This is a genomic window from Syntrophaceae bacterium, assembly GCA_013177795.1.
Classification (GTDB): Bacteria; Desulfobacterota; Syntrophia; order Syntrophales; family UBA2192; genus UBA2192.
On sequence record JABLXY010000002.1, the window covers coordinates 686,824 to 704,456 of the forward strand.

Here is a 17,633-nt window from a genome sequence, read left to right on the forward strand (position 1 = left end):
GGGCGCGATCGCCTGACGGGCCGGGCGCCCGGTCATCTCCCGCCGAACTTCCGATCCCCGATGGGCACGCCCTCCGCGCCCGCACCGTACACCGGGTGGCGCCTCGCGGCCAGGCTCACCAGGCGGCTGCCCATTTGCCCGTAGGACAGGCCGGCAAGCTCCGCCGTGAGTGCCAGGCTCGCGTCGGCGCTGATGTCGGGGTTGGGGTTCGGGTCGAGCAAGTAGAAGATCCCGTCGCGCAGGCGGAAGTCGAACCGGGCGTAGTCCCGGATGCCCATGGCCCGGTAGGCCCTCCGGGAGATCTCCTCCAGCAGGCGAAGCTCGTCCGCGGTCAGCGGGGCAGGGGCGATCGTGCGGATCTCGGTGTAGGGGCGCGAGCCCGGGTTGAACTTCGCGTCCCACGAGCAGAGCCGCTCGCGCAGGTCGTCGAAGGCGGAGAACTCCATCTCGACGGGCGGAAGGACCTCCACGTCCTCGTTGCCCCAGAGCGTCACCCGGAACTCGCGGCCGTCGATGAACTCCTCCACCAGCGCGGGCTGCCCGTAGGTCTCCGCCACGAACCGGATGCGCTCCAGCAGGGCCGGCCGGTCCAGGACGACGGACTCGGGCGTGATCCCGATGCTGCAGTGCTCGCGCAGGGGCTTCACGATGGCGGGGAAGCAGTCCCACGAGGCGTGCTGCCCCGGCGAGCAGACGCAGCCCGCCGGGGTCGGAACACCGGCCCGCAGCAGGACGTCCTTGACCTTCTCCTTGCTGCCGCTGAGCCGCAGCACCGCCGGCGGCGACCCCGAGTAGGCGAAGCCCATCTCCTCGAGGATCTCGGCGGCCAGGGCGTCGCTGTGGGCGATGCCGGGGATGGCCTCGCACCAGTTCAAGACGATGAAACGGCCGGGGTCGTAGGGGGAGAGGAATCGCCGCAGGTCCATGTCGTCGACCCGGACGGGCGTGACGGGATGGCCGACCCGGCGCAGGGCATCGATGAGTTCCACGGTCGCCGTGACGGCCTCTTCCTGCTCCGCCGGTTCCCAGGCGGGGTCGATGTTGTAGAGCAGAAGCACGGGAAGCTCCCGCGGCTCCCGGTCGAGGACGGGCTTCGGCGCCTCGGGGGCCTTGACGGCCCGCGGGGCGCTCTTGCGCCTCGGCGTGCGGAGGGTCTTACGCGTTTTGTGCGTTTCCATCCCCGTGTCCCCTCGCGTACAGGCGGAAGAGCGGCTCGACGATCAAGGCCTCGGCCGGCGGCCTGAGCACCCAATTGGACAGGAGGACCGCAACCCCGCCGATCGCGAGCGTGTAGGTCAGGCTGATGTTGATCAGGCCGATGACCAGGGCAACGGCCGGCAGAAAGGACCATTCCATCCGCCGGCGAAACGCTTCGTCCCGGTAAAAGGGCGGGCGCTTCTCCATCGGCGTGAATCCCGCCAGGAAACTCGACGTGACCACCCCGAGGCAAAGCAAGAACAGGATCAGGAGAATCATGTAGAGCATCGGTCCCTCTTACACTCAGAAGCTGGGAAGTCGAGAAATTGAGAAGCGCGGAAGGTCCGGTGGCACTCCACGGCTTTCCTGTGTTCCCTTCATTCTCTTTCTGTACTTCTCAGCTTCCTAACTTCACCGCTTCTTCGCTTCCTAACTTCCGTCCGGTCACTGCGTCATCACGTACTTCTGCTCCTCCTTCGGCACGTACCACCGGATCACGTTGTGGCCGATGCCGATGGGGGCCGGGTCGATCCCGCGGATCCTCGCGTGGAAGATGGGCAGCGCATCGGGCACGTAGAGGAAGATGTAGGGCTGGTCCTCGGCGAGGATCTCCTGGATCCGGTCGTAGCAGCGCTTGCGCTCGGCGCGGTCGAAAGTGCCGCGGCCCTTCTCCAGCAGGGCATCGACCTCGGGGTTGCTGTAGGAGACGAAGTTCAGCTCGCTGGGGCCCGTCTTGCTCGAGTGCCAGACGTCGTAGAGGTCGGGGTCCATGGGGATCGTCCAGCCGAGGATGACGGCGTCGAATCGGCGCTTGTTGATGAACTCCTTGATGAAGGCCGCCCACTCGATGATGCGGATCTTCACGGAGATGCCCACCTCGGCGAGCCGGCGCTGCACGATCTCGGCCGTCTTGGCGCGGACCTCGTTGCCCTGGTTGGTGAGAAGCTCGAACTCGAAGCGCCGGCCGTCCTTGTCGAGGATGCCGTCGCCGTCCGTGTCCCGCCACCCCGCCTCCGCGAGAAGCTCGAGGGCCTTCTTCGGGTCGTAGGGGTAGCGCCTCACGTTCGGGTTGTACTGCCAGGTGCCCGGCTTGAAGGGGCCCGTGGCCTCCTTGCCGAGGCCCAGGAGGATGCCGTCGATGAGCTCACCCTTGTCGACGGCGTGCGCCAGGGCCTGCCGGACCCGCCGGTCGGCGAACATCGGGTTCTGGAGGTTGAACCCCATGTACGTGTAGGCGAAGGCGAGGTAGCGGTACTTCCGGAAGTGGGTCCGGAAGTACCGGGTTTCCGTCTGGCGCGTGTACTGCAGGGGCGTGAGCCCCATGTGGTCGATGCCCCGCGCCCGGAGCTCGAGGAACAGGGTGGCCATGTCGGGGATGACCCGCATGATGCGCCCGTCGAGGTAAGGCCGGCCCTCGAAGTAATCCGGGTTGGCGACGAGGACGATCTTCTGCCCCGTCTTCCACTCCTTGAACCGGTAGGGGCCCGTGCCGACGGGGTGGCGCGCCAGCGGGCTGCGTGTCACGTCGGTTCCCTCCAGGAGGTGCCGGGGCATCACGGCGGCGCTCCAGCTCGTGAGCGCGGGGGCGAAGGGCTTGTCATAGGTGACGCGGAACGTGTAGGGGTCGAGGACCTCGGCCTTCTTCACCTTCAGGAAGTCGCCGGCGTAGGCGGTCGGCGTCTTCGGGTCGACCGTGAGCCGGTAGGTGAACAGGACGTCTTCGGCCGTGAAGGGCTGCCCGTCGTGCCAGCGGACCCCCTTGCGCAGCCGGAAGGTGATGACGAGGCCGTCCTTCGAGATGTCCCAGGACTCGGCCAGGTCGCCGACGATGTTGAGGTCCCGGTCGTACTTCACCAGACCGTTGAAGATGAGCCCCGAGATGCTGTGCGAGGCGCTGTCCGTGGCCAGCAGGGGGATGAGGTTGCTCGCGTCCCCGATGGAGCCCTCGACGAGGATGTCGCCGGTTGCGGGGACGCTCCGGCCCTCGCGCGCGGCGACGGGTGCCTCGTCCCTGTCGGAGCCCGCACAGGCGAGGATCGTCAGCAGGAGCCCCAGGATGGCCGCCATCGCCCTGAAGGAACGACCGTTCATGGAGAGGGACTCTATCGCAAAGAGCCGTCTTTTTCAACGGAATTGGCGGGTTCGGGGTGATTGGGGGCGTGCTGCACGGCTTCGTCCGGCGTGCGGGGATCCCCTGTGTCTATGGGCCAGCAGCTGTAATTCCGGCTGTCGTCGATCACGCTCCGGAGAAGGCGGCGCAGCCGAGAGAGCAACCCGTTCATGATCGCGCTCCATGGGGAAGGCGGGTCGGCACACGGGAACCCCCCGGGTTGGGGGCATCCGGCGAAACAGGCGGATCTGACAGGCGCGCCGCGCCGTCAGTGCAAGAGCTTCCCGATGCGGCTCCAGCGCACGCCGCTGTTCTCGCTGTCCCACGAGAAGTAGATGATGAAGGCCTTGCCGATCACGTCCTCGAGCTTGACGAACCCCCAGAACCGGCTGTCGTAGCTCTGGTCGCGGTTGTCGCCCATGACGAACAGGGTCCCCTCGGGGACCTTGAGGGGACCCAGGTTGTCCCTGCGCTGGATCGACCTCGGGTAGATGACGTCCTCCACGTGAACCCCGTGGGGGTCGTCGACGGCCTCGCCGTTGACGTAGAGCTTCTTGTCCCGGATCTCCACCGTGTCGCCTCCCACCGCGATGACCCGCTTGATGAAGTCCTTCGACTTGTCCTCGGGGTAGATGAAGACGGCGATGTCGCCCCGCTGCGGCTGGCCGACGGGGATGATCGTGGTGCGCAGGTAGGGCAGCTTGACCCCGTAGCTGAACTTGTTGACCAGGATGTGATCGCCGATCTCGAGGGTCGGCTTCATGGATCCCGAGGGGATCTTGAAGGCCTGGACGACGAAGGTGCGGATGAAGGCGGCGATCAGGATGGCGATGATGATCGCCTCGGCGTACTCCCGGATCTTTGCGGTTTTCGGGTTCGAGGTCATGATGCGTTCGTCTCTCTCACGAGTAGATGGCCATGAGCGTGATGATCACCATGGCAAGCCCGCAGGCCCCCTTGGCGAAGAGCCCCGCCAGGCGGCCCGCCAGGGCCCCGAAGCCGGCCCTGGCCGCCGGCTTGAGCTCCTGCTGGGCGAGGAGCTCGACGGCGAAGGCCCCCGCAAGCGCCCCGAGGAAGGACCCGATGAGGGCCCCGAGCCCCAGGAGGACAGGCGTCAGGAGGACGGCGCCGGCGATCCCGCCCACCACCGATGCCGCGATCGCCCTCTTCGAGGTCCCGTAGCGTCTCGCCCAGGTGACGCCGAAGAGGAACTCGAGGGATTCGGCGAGGGCCGAGATCGCGACGAGCGCCAGCAGGATCCCGAAGCCGATCCGCTCGAATCCCGTGACCAGGGCGAAGACGAAGGCGTCCAAGAGGATGACGAGTGTCCCCGGCAGCCCCAGCAGGGTCGCGAAGAACCCGATGAGCAGCACCAGGATGAAGATCGTCAGGCCCGCGGCCTCCAGGGGGGTCAAGGTCTCACTTCCTCTTTCGTTTCGAGGGTCTCGCCCGCTCCCAGGCCAGCACGAGGGGGCTGGCGATGAAGATGGAGGAGTAGGTGCCCACGATCACGCCGACGAGGATCGCAAAGGCGAAGTCGAAGATCACAGCCCCTCCGAACAGGAGGATCGAGACGAGCACGAGCACGACGGTGAGGACCGTCAGGATCGTGCGGCTCAGGGTCTGGTTGATGCTGGCGTTGATGACCTGCGCCAGTTCCTGCCGGACGTTCTTGCGCATGTTTTCCCGGATGCGGTCGTAGATGACGATCGTGTCGTTGATGGAGTAGCCGATGATGGTGAGCAGCGCCGCGACGATGACCAGGCTGAACTCCATCCGGAGCAGGGAAAGGACGCCGACGGTGATGATCGTGTCGTGCACCAGGGCGAGAATGCCCCCCACGGCGAAGCGGAACTCGAAGCGCCAGGCGATGTAGACGAGCATCGCGATCCAGGAGAAGACAACGGCCATGATCCCCTTCTGCGTGAGGTCCCTGCCGACCTTCGGGCCGACCACCTCCACGCGGCGGACCTCGAAGCCGTCCCTGCCGAAGGCCGCCGCGAGGCTGTCCTCGATGCGGCCCGAGAGCCCCTTGAGGTCTTCCGTCGACTCGGCCGTCCGGATCAGGTACTCGTGCTCGTCCCGGGCGCCGAACTGCTGGATGGTGACCTCGCTGAGGTTGACGGCGTCGAGCGAGCGGCGGATCCCGTCGATCGGGACGTCCTTCTGGAACTTGACCTGGATGACCGTTCCGCCGGCGAAATCGATTCCCCAGTTGGGACCGCCGTGCGCGATGAGCGAGACGATGCTGATCAGGATGGCCGCGGCGGAAACCAGGGCGGCGATCCGCATCTTTCCCACGAAGTCGAAATTGATTCCGGGCTTGATGAGTTCCATGTGATCTCCAATCTCCGGGCTCGAGGCGTCGGGTATCAGGCGTCGGGACGGAAGAGGGATTCCCTTGTTGCGGGTATCGAAACCGGGCCCTGTGCCCTGATGCCTACAGCCTCATGCCTAAAGCCTTTCATATGCTCAGCGCTTTGATCTTCCGGTTCCAGGTCACGTGGTCGAAGATGATCCGCGTCACGAAGATGGCCGTAAACATGCTGACGATGATGCCGATGCTCAGGGTGACGGCAAACCCCTTGACGGGCCCCGTGCCGAACTGGAAGAGGAACACGGCCGCGAGCAGCGTCGTCACGTTCGTGTCGAGGATCGTCAGGAACGCCCGTGCGTAGCCCGCCTCGATAGCGGCCCGGGGCGTCTTGCCGAGGCGCAGCTCTTCCCGGGCCCGCTCGAAGATCAGCACGTTGGCGTCCACGGCCATGCCGATGGTCAGCACGATGCCGGCGATGCCCGGCAGGGTCAGCGTGGCGTCGAAGAGCGCCATGGCCCCCAGCAGGATGACGATGTTGAGAACGAGCGCCAGGATCGCCACGAGGCCCGAGAGCCGGTAGTAGAACACCATGAAGAGCCCGACGAGGATCATGCCGATGATCACGGACCGGATCCCCTTGTCGATGGAGTCCTGCCCGAGGGAGGGCCCCACGGTGCGCTGCTCCAGAATCTTGACCGGCGCGGGAAGAGAGCCGGCCCGGAGCACGATGGCCAGGTCGCGGGCCTCTTCCGTGGTGAAGGCCCCCGTGATCTGCGCGTCGCCGCCGGAGATCCTCTCCTTGATGACGGGCGCCGAGTAGACGACGCCGTCGAGGATGATGGCGAGACGGCGGTTGACATTCTCCCCGGTGATCCGGTCGAAGTCCCGGGCCCCCTGGGCGTTGAACTTGATGGCCACATAGGGCTCCCCGAAGCGGTCGCTGATCTTCACCTGGGCGTTTTCGAGCGACTGGCCGGTCAGCAGGGTCCGCTCCTTCAGGAGGTACCACGTGTCGCGCCGGGCGCCGCTGCGCTCGCCGCTCTCGCGGGCGCCCTTCATGAGGATCGAGCCGGCCGGCACGTTGCCCCTCAGGGCCTCCTCGAGGCTGTGCTCCTCGTCGACGAGCTTGAACTCCAGCAGGGCCGTCTTGCCGATGAGATCGACGGCCCGCTTGGGGTCCTTCACGCCGGGCAGCTGGATCAGGATCCGGTCCTCGCCCTGGGGGATGATCTCGGGCTCGGTCACGCCGAACTGGTCCACGCGGTTGCGGATCGTCTCGAGGCTCTGGTCGACGATCGATTTCTTCATCTCGGCGACGCGCTTCTCCCTGAGCCGCAGCACGACCTTCTCGCGCCCGTCGGCGAGGTCGGCGGACTGGATCTCCAGGTCGGGGAACTGCTCGGCGAGGAGCTTTTCGAGGTCCGCCCGGGCCTCCCGGCTCGGCAGCTCGATGCCGATGGTGTTGTCCGGCCGGCGCTCCACGCCGCGGAAGCGCACCCGCTTCTCCATGAGGCCGTCCTTGACGCTGTTGGCGAGCCGCTCGACGGTCCCCTCGAGGGCCTTCGCCGTGTCGACCTCGAGGACGAGGTGCATCCCGCCCTGCAGGTCGAGGCCGAGGTGAATCCGGTTCTTCGGGAAGAGGTTCTTCACCGATGCCGGCAGCTCCGGGACGACGGAGGGCAGGAGAAAATACGCCGAGGCGAGGACCACCGCCGCCGCGATCAGGACTCTCAGCTTGATGCTCTGGAACATGCGGATCCCCCTTCGCCCTTATTCCTCCGCCGCCTTCTGGACAAGGCCCGCGATGTGCGCCCGGTTGACCTTGATCTTCACGTTGGGCGCGACCTCGATCGTCACCACGGCCTCGGTGAGCGCGGCGACCTTGCCCTGGATGCCGCCGGTCGTCTCGACCATGTCGCCGTGCTTGAGGTTCGCGATCATCTCCTTCGTCTCTTTCTGCTTCTTCTGGGCCGGCCGGATGAGCAGGAAGTAGAAGATGCAGAAGATCGCCGTCATCATCAGGATGAATCCGAAATCCCCGCCCGGTGCTCCCTGGCCCCCTGTGCCTCCCATGGCGTATGCGATGCTGGTCAAGGTTCGTCCTCCTCGTTGGTTTTCATGATCTCGTCCGCCCGTCCCGCCGGGACCGGGCCCGCGTCGCCCTCCTCGCGCCCGTCCCTGAACGAGCGCCGGAAGTCCGCGAAGGAACCCCCGGCGATGGCCGCCCGGATGCGCTCCATGAGCGCGAGGTAGAACCGGACGTTGTGGATCGTGTTCAACAGTAAAGCCAGGATTTCCCTGGCTGTGAATAGATGCCGGAGATAGGCCCGCGAGAAGTTGCGGCACGTGTAGCAGTCGCAGGTCTCGTCGAGCGGGGCCTGATCGGTCCGGTAACGGGCGTTTTTTATAACAACCTTTCCCCGATTTGTAAATAGCAATCCGTTCCGTGCGCACCGGGTCGGCATGACGCAGTCGAAGAGGTCGATCCCGTGGCCCACGCACTCGACGATGTCCTCCGGGGTCCCCACGCCCATGAGATAGCGGGCCTGACCCGCCGGCAGCAGGGGCGCCGTCGCCGCGCAGGTCTCCATCATGAGCGCCTTGGGCTCCCCGACGCTGAGGCCCCCAATGGCGTACCCGTCGAAGCCGATCGCCGAGAGCGCCTCGACGGACGCCTTCCTCAGATCCTGATAAACACCGCCCTGGACGATGCCGAAGAGGGCCTGGTCCGAGCCGCCCTTCGCCTCCCGGCACCGTTTCGCCCAGCGGTGCGTGAGCGCCATGGATCTCTCCGCGTAAGCCCGCTCGGCGGGGTAGGGCGTGCAGTCGTCGAGGCACATCATGATGTCCGACCCCAGGGCCTGCTGGATCTCGATCGCCCGCTCGGGGCTCAGGAAATGCCGCGAGCCGTCGATGTGGGACTGGAAATGCACGCCCTCCTCGGTGATCTTCCGGAGGGGGCCGAGACTGAAGATCTGGAACCCGCCGCTGTCGGTGAGGATGGGGCGGTCCCAGCGCATGAACCGGTGAAGGCCGCCGTGGTCCCGGATCAGCTCGTGGCCCGGCCGCAGGTAGAGGTGGTAGGTGTTGCCGAGGATGATCTCGGCCCCCGCCTCCTTGAGCCCGTCCGGCGTCATGGCCTTCACGGTCCCCTGCGTCCCCACGGGCATGAAGACGGGCGTGCGCACCTCGCCGTGGGCGGTCGTCATCCGCCCGAGGCGCGCCCCGGTGTCCGGGTCGGTTTTTACTAGTTCAAAGCTGAATGCCATAAATGCCATGGAGTGATGGAATAATGGAATGTTGGAATGTTGCGTTCAGAATGTGCGAACCCATGATTCCAGTATTCCATTGCTCCAATATTTCGCCTTTCATGTGATGAACATGCAATCCCCGTAGCTGTAGAACCGGTACCGCTCCGCGATGGCCCGTTGATAGGCCGAAAACATCAGCTCCCGTCCGGCGAAGGCGCAGACGAGCAGGAACAGGGACGATTTCGGCAGGTGGAAGTTCGTCAGCAGCGCCCCGACGCGCCGGAACCGGTAGCCGGGGTAGATGTAGAGCCCCGTGGAGCCCGAGGTCGCGTGGATGCGTCCCTGCCCGTCGGCGGCGGATTCGAGGACCCTCGTGGAGGTCGTCCCCACGGCGACGACGCGCATTGCGGCGTTGACCGTCTCGGCCGTCTCGGCGCTGATCTCGAAGACCTCCTCGTCCATGGTGTGGTCCTCGATCTGCTCGACTTCGACCGGCGTGAAGGTCCCGTAGCCCACGTGGAGCGTGACGGTCGCCACGGGGATTCCCCTGCCGCGGATCTCGTCGAGGATGGCCTCCGTGAAATGCAGGCCCGCCGTCGGCGCCGCCACCGAGCCCGGGCGCTTCGCGTACACGGTCTGGTAGCGCTCGAGATCGTCAGGCGACACGGCCCCGTCCCTCGGGCGCCGGATGTAGGGGGGCAGGGGCGCATGGCCCCGGCGCTGCAGGAAGCGCTCGAAGGGCTCGTCGGTCTGGAACTCGACCACCCATTTCCGGTCATCGATCCGCTCGAGAACCCGGACGGCGTCCCCGCCGCCGAGTTCCATCGTCGTGCCCGCCCGGATCCGCTTGGCGGGCCTCAGCAGCGCCTCCCACCGTGCCGAGGACGCCCCCTCGCGGCTTCGCAGCAGGAGGATTTCGACCGCGGCGCCCGTCGTCTTGCGGGCAAAGAGCCTCGCCGGGATCACCTTCGAGTCGTTGATGACGAGGACGTCGCCCTTTCGGAGCATCTCCGGGAAATCGCGAAAAACCCGGTCCTGCAGGCCGCCCGTCCCCCTGTCGACCACCATCATCCGGGAACTCTCCCGGTCCGGTGCGGGCCGTTGGGCGATGAGCTCCTCGGGGAGCGTGTAGTCGAAATCTTGCAGTCTCATCATAAAAAAGCGGCAATGGGGACTGACGGAATGATGGGGGATTGAATAAAAAAAAGATTCCGATGACCGGAATCCCATTATCAATCATTCCGTTCTTTCATTACTCCGCGACAATGCAAATAACTGCAAATGAAGAGGAAAGTCAAGAAAATTGTTCGGTGTTTTCGTCGGGACGGGTCGCATGTCAGCTCGTGCCGAAGTAGACGAGCAGCAGGCCGATGATCATGGCCAGAAACCCCATGATCCGCAGGGACGTGTCCGAGGCTTCCTGCATCTTCAGGTAGAGGGACTTGAGCTTTTCAGGGAAGGCGAAATAGGGCAGCCCCTCCAGGACGAGGACCATCCCGATCACGCACAGGAAAAATTTGAGATTGACGTTTTCCATGGTCGGTCTGATTTCCTGTCTTTTCTCAACTTCTCAACTTCTCACCTTCACAGCTTCTCTTTTTTTGCTTCCTCCCACAGGGCGTCCATTTCTTCCAGGCTGGACGATGCGGGGTCCTTCCCGCGTTCCCTGAGCCTCTGCTCTATATAAAGGAAGCGTTCCTCGAATTTCCGGTTCGCCGCTCGCAGGGCCTCCTCGGCATTGACCTTCACGTGGCGGCTCAGGTTGACGATCGAAAAAAGGAGGTCCCCGACCTCGTCGCGGACGCGGTCCGGGTCCGGCCCGGAGAGGGCCTCCCTCAATTCCGCCAATTCCTCCCTGATTTTTTCGATGACGCTCTCGGCGGAGTCCCAGTCAAACCCCACCTTCGCTGCCTCGGCGGTGAGCTTCTGCGCCCTCGGCAGCGCCGGCATCGACCGGGGCACCCTGGCGAGGATCGAGGCATCCCCTTCGCCCCGCTTCTCCACGTCCCGCTTGATCCGGTCCCAGTTTCGCTTGACCTCGGCGGCGTCCTCGACCTGCGCATCGCCGAATACGTGGGGGTGCCGGCGGATCATCTTGGCCGTGATCTCGTCCAGGATCCCATCGATTCCAAAGATCTTTTCCTCCTCGGCGATCCGGGCCAGGAAGAGGACCATGAAGAGCAGGTCCCCCAGCTCTTCCCGCATCGCGGCAGGCGAATTCCGGTCGACGGCATCGAGGACCTCGCAGGTTTCCTCCAGCAGGTAGCGGCCCACATCGGCCTTTGTCTGGCGGATGTCCCAGGGGCATCCTCTGACGGGGTCGCGCAGCGTCTCGATGAGGGCCAGCAGCTTTCCGAAGCGCACCTCGGCTTCGGGGAAGGGACCGCCCGGCATGCGATTCTTCGTCCTTTCCGGTTCGGGATGAGTCTGGTTATCACAATTGCCGCCCCGTGTCAAAAAACGAACAGCCCCCGGGCAGAAAATTACGTCGCCGGTCCTTCGATTTCTCTTGATTTTTGCGACGTTCAATGTTAAGCAATCGCGGTTTTCAGAACACGCCCGGGCGGGCCCGCAGAACCCGCCGCGGGGACCATGCCGAGAATCACCCAACCATCCGTTCTTTCACATCTTTTGCCGACTACAGACATTCGACGTCTGTCGTTCTATTCAAGGAGAGAGGAGGAGTCACATGGCAGAAGAGAAGAAAATGACGAGGGCCGAGAGGCTTGCAGCGGAGCGTGAGAGCAACCTGAAGCACTGGGAAGAGCAGGATGCGATCCTCATGAAGCACCGTGAGGAGGCCTACAACATCGGCGGCGAGGAGCAGGTTGCCCGACTGGCCAAGCAGGGCAAGAAGCCCATGCGCGACCTCATCAAACAGCTCATCGACCCCGGGACGGAGTTTTTCGAGGTCGGGATCGATGCGGGCTACAACATCGGCAAGATCAAGCTCTACGGCGGCGAGATCTACGAGTCCGAAAAGCGCGGCCACATCCCCGGCGGCGGCCTGGTGACGGGTGTCGGCACGATCCAGGGCCGCGACTGCATGATCTTCGCAAACGAGAACCGCTACGCCGCGGGGACCTATTTCCCCATCACCCTGAAGAAGCACATGAGGGCCCAGGCGATAGCAGAGCGCCTGCGCCTGCCCTGCGTCTACATCGCCGACTCCGGCGGCATCAACCTGCCTCTGCAGCTGGGCTGCTTCGCCGACGACGGCCACTTCGGCAGCATGTTCTACAACATGTGCCGCATGTCCGCCATGGGCATCCGCCAGTACACGCTCTCCACGGGCGGCAACACGGCGGGCGGCGCCTACATCGTCTACCTGGCCTCCGAGTCCATCATGATCGAGAAGCTGGCCTTCGCGTTCCTGGCCGGTCCGCCCATGGTGAAGTCGGCGATCGGCGAGACGGTCTCGGCCGAGGACCTCGGCGGCGCCTACGTCCATACCCAGCACTCCGGCGGCTGCGACCACTTCGTGAGGAGCCAGGACGAGGGCATCAAGAAGCTGCGCGACATCATCGACTTCGAGCCCCCGCAGACCCTCTACGTGGAGCGCCGCAAGACCGTCGAGCCCAGGTTCGACTTCAAGGAGATGATGCGCGACACGCCCATCAACACGTATCATTTCATCGACATCCGCAAGACCCTGAAGTGCCTGGCCGACGACAGCTACATCCACGAGTACAAGCCCACCTACGGACTGAACCGCGGTGACACGATCGTGGCAGGCAAGATGTGGCTCAAGGGCTTGCCCGTGGGCTTCATCGCCTCCAACGCCAACGGCGTCATCTACATCGAGGCGGCCCGCAAGGCCACGGAGTGGATGATCCGCTGCGGCAACCAGGGCCTGCCGGTCCTGTTCCTGCAGGGCTCGCCGGGCTACATGGTCGGCAAGGCCGAGGAGTGGGGCGGCATCGGCAAGTACGGCTCCGACATGGTCCGCACCTGCTCCGTGCTCAACGTCCCGAAGATCCAGTACGTCATCGGCCCCGACCACGGCGCCGCCAACTACGGCATGTGCGGCCGCGCCTTCCGGCCGGTCTTCTGCTTCACGAACATGCGGGGACGCACGACGGTCATGTCCGGCGAGACGGCGGGCTTCATCGTCGAGTCCGTGCGCCGCAAGAACATCATCGACCGCGGGCAGCAGGTCAACGAGGAGGAGATGGCCAAGTTCCGCCAGATGATGCGCGAGCGCTACGACGCGGAAGGCCACCCCTTCCTCACCGGCGCGCTGCTGTTCCACGACGGCGTCATCGCCTTCAGCGAGGTCCGCGACAAGCTGGCCCGTGCCCTGGAGCTCTGCTACCGCGTGCCCGCCGGCAAGACCGATTGGGGCGATCTGAAGGTCTAATTCACGCGATCCGACTTGTCCGGAAGGAAAGCCCCGGCCCGACGGGCCGGGGCCCCTTCCCGGTTTGTGCAATCGAAGAAAAGGGAACGAGATAGAGAGGGAGGTAGTCATGTCCAACATTCTGCTGCAAGAAAAAACCGACGACGGCATCCTGATTCTGACCCTGAACCGTCCGGATGCCATGAACTGCTTCAACTTCGACCTGCTGGCCGCCCTGGCCGATGTCATCCGCGAGGCCAACTTCGACCTGAGCCTGCGGTGCATCATCATCACGGGCGCCAAGGCCGGCGACGACCCCAAGAAGTGGTCCTTCTCCACGGGCGCCGACCTGAAGGAGAGGCGCACGCTGACGCAGGACCAGGTCCGCCGCTTCATCTTCACGATCCGCAACACCTTCACGGCCGTCGAGAACGTCCGCGTGCCCGTCATCGCCGCGATCAACGGCTTCGCCTTCGGCGGCGGCACGGAGCTGGCGCTGGCCTGCGACATCCGCATCTGCTCGTCCAACGTCCTGATGGGACTGACCGAGACGAGCCTCGCCATCATCCCCGGCGCGGGCGGCACGCAGCGGCTGCCCCGGATCGTGGGCGTGGCCAAGGCCAAGGAGCTCATCTACACGGCCCGCCGGATCGACGCGAAGACGGCCCTCGAGATCGGCCTGGTGAGCAAGGTCGTGGAGCCCGACAAGCTGATGGACGCGGCCCTGGAGCTGGCCCGCGAGATCGCGAAGAACGGCCCCGTCGGCGTGGCGCAGGCGAAGTTCGCCATCAACTACGGCACCGAGGCGAGCCTCGGGGTGGCGCTGCCCCTCGAGTCGAAGGCCTACGAGGTGACGATCCCCACGAAGGACCGCCTGGAGGCCCTGGCCGCCTTCGCGGAGAAGAGAAAACCGAACTTTATCGGTGAGTAGGGAGTTCCGCTCGGCCGCCATCGCGGAAGAGCTCGAACCGAGCTTAACGGGAGAGTGAGACGGACTGCAATCGGCCCGACGTGCCCGCACCGCCGGGAGGCAGCGCGGGAGTCGCCGAGCCGTTCGGCTTGCCCCGAGAGGTGAAGCCGCCCCTGAGGGTGTGCAAAACAACATTGTGTTGCAGAGTCTAATTTTCGAGGAGGTAGGAGTTTTATGACAGAATACGATTTCTGGAAGATTTTTCCCCGGATGCCGAAGAAAGTCATGATCGGCGACATCACGATCCGCGACGGGTTCCAGCACGAGGAGAAGTTCATCTCCACGGCGGCCAAGATTTTCTACGGCCAGGAGAGCATTCTGGCGGGCTGCCGGGAGCTGGAGGTGACGAACCTGGGCAGCCCCGAGGGGATTCCCCAGTTCCGCGACGCCGAACAGGTGATGCAGGCCATGCGCAGTGACGGGTTCAGGAAGCGCTGCGCCCGTGCGAAGATCGACATTGACAAGGACGTGACCTTGACGTGCGTGACGATCCGCGAGCCGGCGGTGGACCGGGCCATCGAGATGAAGAAGAAGGGCTACGGTCCGGACCGGATTTTGATGATGGTGTCGACGGACCCGGAGCATCACTTTGCCAACTCGGGCACGACGCTGACGCAGTACTGGCGTGAGGCGGAGCGCTGCATCAAGAAGGCGACGGATGCGGGGATCAAGATGTGCGGCACGGTGTCGACGATATGGGGCAGCCCGATCAGCGGGGCGACGAAGCTGGAGGACGCGGTGGAGTTCACGAAGCGGTGGTTCTCGATCGGGGCCTTTGACATCGAGCACGCAGACCATGACGGGTCGGCCAACGCGGCGGACGTGTACCGGTATTTTTCGATGATCCTGGATGCGATGCCGAACCCGGAGGCGCACCTGTGCCACCTGCACGAGACGAAGCGGATCGCCTCGTCGTCGATTTTGGCGGCGCTGCAGGCGGGGATATGCCGGTTCGAGGGGACGTTCGGAGGGCTGGGGGGCCAGCCGGCGAACTTCCTGGACGACTGCCCGGTCCGCGGCACCGGCGAATACTATTACAAGGATCCGCGCTACGTGGGTCTGATCTGCCTGGAGGATCTTCTGGTGCAGATCGACGAGCTGGGGATCGAGCACGGCTACGACGTGGACCGGATGCTGTGGCTGGGCCAGAAGATGGAGAAGACGATCGGCCGCAGGCTGCGCAGCGAGGCGGTGATCAACGGCCGGACGGAGAAGGCGGGGCATCCGCGCTTTGCGCGCCCGGGCCTGAAGAAGCTCATCGAGAAGGAAGGCGAGAAGCCCGGCCAGCGGGTTCCGCCCGATTGGCCCGAGAAGGCGCAGCTGCCCGAGAAGTGGGGCCCGTCGGCGCCCGTTTGGAAGAAGTAGACTGAACGTCCGCGGCAGGGGAAGATTTTCTCTTCCCCTGCCGCCCGTTTTTTGCTAGAACCCCTCACGGTTCCACGGAACCGTGACGACTTTTTACCACAGAGACAAGAGGAGGATTGTGAAATGGCAGATGTCGTAGCCCCCATGCCCGGGACGATCAAGGAGATCATCGTGAAGGTGGGCGATGCCGTGAAGGAAGACGAGGAGCTCATCATCCTCGAGGCCATGAAGATGGAAAACCCCATCGTGGCCCCCTCGAACGGCACCGTGAAGGAGATCAAGGTAGCCGAAGGCGACAAGGTCAACACGAACCAGGTTCTCTTGGTTCTCGGCTAGAAAACGGCCCGAAGCCGGGAAAAAATGCCGGACTGACTTGCCGGGTCGGTTCGGCATTTTTTTATGTCAATTCAATACCCTTTCAGAGCTTTAGGGTATGGGAGCGGAGGAAACCCCCGTTACATGAAACGGACAGGCGTTACATGTTACTACATTTCCCTTTCATTATTCTTCAGTTGACTGTAATCTTCGACTTGTCAACTGATGAACGGGCGGACTGAAACGCCATTTTTTATGGGACGGAACATGAGTCAGGGGATGCCGAAAAAAGTCGAGATCCACGAGGTCGTCCTGCGCGACGGCATTCAGAACGAGACCAGGATTGTCCCGACGGAAGAGAAACTGAGGCTGATCGGCGACCTCGTCGCCTGCGGCATCCGGCGCATCGAGGTGTCGTCCTTCGTGAACCCGAAACTCGTCCCGCAGATGGCCGATGCCGAAGAACTCTGGGAGAGGATTGACCGAAAGCGGGGCGTCCTCTACTCGGCGCTCATTCTCAGCAAGGGCGGCCTCGAGAGGGCTGTCCGCTGCAGGGTGCCCCACGTCGGCATTTTCATCTCGGCCAGCGAGACCCACAGCCGGAAGAACAGCAACAGGCCCGTCGCCGAGGCCCTCCGGGAGGCCGTCCGCCTCGTCGGCAGGGCGCAGGACGCGGGGATGAAAGTCAGGGCCGGCGTCATGAATGCCTTCGGCTGCGCCTACGAGGGCGCCGTGCCCCTGGGAAGGGTGCTGAGGATTGTGCGGGCGTACATGAGAACCGGTCCGGACGAGATCTGCCTGGCCGATTCCTCGGGGATGGCAAACCCGCAGCAGGTGGAAAAGGCGCTGATTCGTGTGCGGGGAGAGGTCAGCCCGCCGGGGCTCTCGCTTCACCTGCACAACACGCGCGGCCTGGGCCTTGCGAACGTCTACGCGGCGCTCAGGCAGGGCGTGTCGATCTTCGACACGTCCCTGGGGGGCCTGGGCGGCTGTCCCTTCATACCGGGTGCCCGGGGCAACATCGCCACGGAGGACACCGTCGGGATGCTGCACGGGATGGGCATCCGGACCGGCATTGAACTCGACCGGCTCGCCGACTCGAGCCGCCGGTTCGAGGCGGTCATGGGCCAGACGTTTCCGGCGTCGCTCACGCACCTGCCGCCCGACACCGTCAAAAAAGCGTGTAGATGAACGGGGCGATGGCCGAGCCCTCGGTGAGGACGATGAGGGCGCCGAGAAGCATGAGGACCAGGATGATCGGCGCAAGCCACCATTTCTTGCGGACGCGGAGGAACGCCCAGATCTCGGCGAGGGTGGAAAAGATGCTCATTCAGAACTGCCTTTCGTAATCGCTTTTCGGCCGGGGCGGCCCGGCCCTCCTGACCCAGTAACTCGTTGCCCCTGTCGACGTTTTCAACGGCAGGAACTGCTCCCCGAAGGCCCGTCCCAGCAGTGCAATCGGCGTCAGGACCAGGTAGTAAACCAGCGTGAGGATCACCCGCGTCATGATCCAGCCCAAAATCAGGGCGAGGATCATCCAGCCCTTGTAGAACGGCTTGAGGGCCGCCGGGGCGGCGAGGCCGATGACGGCAAGCAGGGCTGATGCGCCCGCCGTCCAAGGCCAGAATGCAGCCCCCTGCCACCACAGCCAGCCCCCGGCGAGAAGCAGGACGCAGGCCATCAGGAGGCCGAAGTTGCGCAGGGCCCGGCGGTCCGTGGGGATTTTTTTCATGTCGTCTTTGAGCAGCATCCGTTGCACCGGTGAAAAC

19 protein-coding genes are annotated in these 17,633 nt (G+C 64.5%); 5 read left to right on the forward strand and 14 right to left on the reverse strand.

Features of this window, described 5'->3' with window-relative positions; genetic code table 11:
- Window positions 1-32: 32 nt before the first annotated feature.
- From HPY67_08245 to mazG, 12 genes are all read right to left on the reverse strand, one after another.
- On the reverse strand, window positions 33-1,178 hold the full coding sequence (locus HPY67_08245) for a hypothetical protein (protein ID NPV04706.1): 1,146 nt from the start codon (window positions 1,176-1,178) through the stop codon (window positions 33-35).
- Window positions 1,156-1,485, reverse strand: coding sequence for a hypothetical protein (locus HPY67_08250; protein ID NPV04707.1), 330 nt, complete (start codon window positions 1,483-1,485; stop codon window positions 1,156-1,158). The genes HPY67_08245 and HPY67_08250 overlap by 23 nt, the downstream gene beginning before the upstream one ends.
- Window positions 1,486-1,641: 156 nt before the next feature.
- Window positions 1,642-3,288: a peptide-binding protein gene (locus HPY67_08255; protein NPV04708.1), complete on the reverse strand. Its 1,647-nt coding sequence runs from the start codon at window positions 3,286-3,288 to the stop codon at window positions 1,642-1,644.
- A gap of 287 nt (window positions 3,289-3,575) precedes the next feature.
- Window positions 3,576-4,193 carry a signal peptidase I gene (lepB, locus tag HPY67_08260; protein NPV04709.1) on the reverse strand — a complete coding sequence of 206 codons (618 nt, stop codon included), beginning with the start codon at window positions 4,191-4,193 and terminating at the stop codon, window positions 3,576-3,578.
- Between the two features lie 16 nt (window positions 4,194-4,209).
- A complete protein-coding gene (locus tag HPY67_08265) occupies window positions 4,210-4,722 on the reverse strand; it encodes a DUF456 domain-containing protein (protein NPV04710.1) in 513 nt (170 codons plus the stop codon).
- A gap of 4 nt (window positions 4,723-4,726) precedes the next feature.
- Complete coding sequence (secF, locus tag HPY67_08270) at window positions 4,727-5,644, reverse strand: protein translocase subunit SecF (GenBank protein NPV04711.1); 918 nt, start codon at window positions 5,642-5,644, stop codon at window positions 4,727-4,729.
- A 127-nt stretch (window positions 5,645-5,771) separates the two neighbouring features.
- Window positions 5,772-7,376, reverse strand: a complete 1,605-nt coding sequence (secD, locus tag HPY67_08275; protein NPV04712.1) for a protein translocase subunit SecD — start codon at window positions 7,374-7,376, stop codon at window positions 5,772-5,774.
- An 18-nt stretch (window positions 7,377-7,394) separates the two neighbouring features.
- The gene (yajC, locus tag HPY67_08280; protein NPV04713.1) at window positions 7,395-7,697 is read right to left on the reverse strand and encodes a preprotein translocase subunit YajC; all 303 of its coding nucleotides are present in this window, start codon (window positions 7,695-7,697) and stop codon (window positions 7,395-7,397) included.
- A gap of 17 nt (window positions 7,698-7,714) precedes the next feature.
- Complete coding sequence (gene tgt / locus HPY67_08285; GenBank protein ID NPV04714.1) at window positions 7,715-8,902, reverse strand: tRNA guanosine(34) transglycosylase Tgt; 1,188 nt, start codon at window positions 8,900-8,902, stop codon at window positions 7,715-7,717.
- 90 nt (window positions 8,903-8,992) lie between these two features.
- Window positions 8,993-10,027, reverse strand: a complete 1,035-nt coding sequence (gene queA, locus HPY67_08290) for a tRNA preQ1(34) S-adenosylmethionine ribosyltransferase-isomerase QueA (protein NPV04715.1) — start codon at window positions 10,025-10,027, stop codon at window positions 8,993-8,995.
- A 184-nt stretch (window positions 10,028-10,211) separates the two neighbouring features.
- A complete protein-coding gene (locus tag HPY67_08295) occupies window positions 10,212-10,412 on the reverse strand; it encodes a DUF2065 domain-containing protein (GenBank protein ID NPV04716.1) in 201 nt (66 codons plus the stop codon).
- A gap of 47 nt (window positions 10,413-10,459) precedes the next feature.
- A complete protein-coding gene (mazG, locus tag HPY67_08300; GenBank protein ID NPV04717.1) occupies window positions 10,460-11,269 on the reverse strand; it encodes a nucleoside triphosphate pyrophosphohydrolase in 810 nt (269 codons plus the stop codon).
- A 313-nt stretch (window positions 11,270-11,582) separates the two neighbouring features.
- Between mazG and HPY67_08305 the strand changes: the two genes are divergently transcribed.
- The 5 genes from HPY67_08305 to HPY67_08325 all read left to right on the forward strand — a co-directional run bounded on the left by HPY67_08305 (window position 11,583) and on the right by HPY67_08325 (window position 17,055).
- A complete protein-coding gene (locus HPY67_08305) occupies window positions 11,583-13,235 on the forward strand; it encodes a propionyl-CoA carboxylase (GenBank protein ID NPV04718.1) in 1,653 nt (550 codons plus the stop codon).
- A gap of 109 nt (window positions 13,236-13,344) precedes the next feature.
- Window positions 13,345-14,145 (forward strand): enoyl-CoA hydratase, encoded by an 801-nt coding sequence (locus HPY67_08310; protein NPV04719.1) that lies wholly within the window; start codon window positions 13,345-13,347, stop codon window positions 14,143-14,145.
- A gap of 213 nt (window positions 14,146-14,358) precedes the next feature.
- Window positions 14,359-15,549 carry a pyruvate carboxyltransferase gene (locus HPY67_08315; GenBank protein ID NPV04720.1) on the forward strand — a complete coding sequence of 397 codons (1,191 nt, stop codon included), beginning with the start codon at window positions 14,359-14,361 and terminating at the stop codon, window positions 15,547-15,549.
- A gap of 123 nt (window positions 15,550-15,672) precedes the next feature.
- Window positions 15,673-15,885, forward strand: a complete 213-nt coding sequence (locus tag HPY67_08320) for an acetyl-CoA carboxylase biotin carboxyl carrier protein subunit (GenBank protein NPV04721.1) — start codon at window positions 15,673-15,675, stop codon at window positions 15,883-15,885.
- A 246-nt stretch (window positions 15,886-16,131) separates the two neighbouring features.
- Complete coding sequence (locus HPY67_08325; protein ID NPV04722.1) at window positions 16,132-17,055, forward strand: hydroxymethylglutaryl-CoA lyase; 924 nt, start codon at window positions 16,132-16,134, stop codon at window positions 17,053-17,055.
- On the opposite strand, the gene HPY67_08330 is transcribed toward HPY67_08325, so the two are convergent.
- Together HPY67_08330 and HPY67_08335 are read right to left on the reverse strand one after the other, a co-directional pair.
- Window positions 17,036-17,194: a hypothetical protein gene (locus HPY67_08330; protein ID NPV04723.1), complete on the reverse strand. Its 159-nt coding sequence runs from the start codon at window positions 17,192-17,194 to the stop codon at window positions 17,036-17,038. The two genes, HPY67_08325 and HPY67_08330, sit on opposite strands and share 20 nt — an antisense overlap.
- Complete coding sequence (locus tag HPY67_08335; GenBank protein NPV04724.1) at window positions 17,195-17,614, reverse strand: hypothetical protein; 420 nt, start codon at window positions 17,612-17,614, stop codon at window positions 17,195-17,197.
- Window positions 17,615-17,633: the final 19 nt, after the last annotated feature.

Coding starts and splice junctions, on each gene's coding strand:
- HPY67_08245 (NPV04706.1), bottom strand. CDS start 1,178: ATGGAAACGCACAAAACGCGTAAGACCCTCCGCACGCCGAGGCGCAAG.
- HPY67_08250 (NPV04707.1), bottom strand. CDS start 1,485: ATGCTCTACATGATTCTCCTGATCCTGTTCTTGCTTTGCCTCGGGGTG.
- HPY67_08255 (NPV04708.1), bottom strand. CDS start 3,288: ATGAACGGTCGTTCCTTCAGGGCGATGGCGGCCATCCTGGGGCTCCTG.
- lepB (NPV04709.1), bottom strand. CDS start 4,193: ATGACCTCGAACCCGAAAACCGCAAAGATCCGGGAGTACGCCGAGGCG.
- secF (NPV04711.1), bottom strand. CDS start 5,644: ATGGAACTCATCAAGCCCGGAATCAATTTCGACTTCGTGGGAAAGATG.
- secD (NPV04712.1), bottom strand. CDS start 7,376: ATGTTCCAGAGCATCAAGCTGAGAGTCCTGATCGCGGCGGCGGTGGTC.
- yajC (NPV04713.1), bottom strand. CDS start 7,697: ATGGGAGGCACAGGGGGCCAGGGAGCACCGGGCGGGGATTTCGGATTC.
- tgt (NPV04714.1), bottom strand. CDS start 8,902: ATGGCATTTATGGCATTCAGCTTTGAACTAGTAAAAACCGACCCGGAC.
- queA (NPV04715.1), bottom strand. CDS start 10,027: ATGAGACTGCAAGATTTCGACTACACGCTCCCCGAGGAGCTCATCGCC.
- HPY67_08295 (NPV04716.1), bottom strand. CDS start 10,412: ATGGAAAACGTCAATCTCAAATTTTTCCTGTGCGTGATCGGGATGGTC.
- mazG (NPV04717.1), bottom strand. CDS start 11,269: ATGCCGGGCGGTCCCTTCCCCGAAGCCGAGGTGCGCTTCGGAAAGCTG.
- HPY67_08305 (NPV04718.1), top strand. CDS start 11,583: ATGACGAGGGCCGAGAGGCTTGCAGCGGAGCGTGAGAGCAACCTGAAG.
- HPY67_08310 (NPV04719.1), top strand. CDS start 13,345: ATGTCCAACATTCTGCTGCAAGAAAAAACCGACGACGGCATCCTGATT.
- HPY67_08315 (NPV04720.1), top strand. CDS start 14,359: ATGACAGAATACGATTTCTGGAAGATTTTTCCCCGGATGCCGAAGAAA.
- HPY67_08320 (NPV04721.1), top strand. CDS start 15,673: ATGGCAGATGTCGTAGCCCCCATGCCCGGGACGATCAAGGAGATCATC.
- HPY67_08325 (NPV04722.1), top strand. CDS start 16,132: ATGAGTCAGGGGATGCCGAAAAAAGTCGAGATCCACGAGGTCGTCCTG.
- HPY67_08330 (NPV04723.1), bottom strand. CDS start 17,194: ATGAGCATCTTTTCCACCCTCGCCGAGATCTGGGCGTTCCTCCGCGTC.
- HPY67_08335 (NPV04724.1), bottom strand. CDS start 17,614: ATGCTGCTCAAAGACGACATGAAAAAAATCCCCACGGACCGCCGGGCC.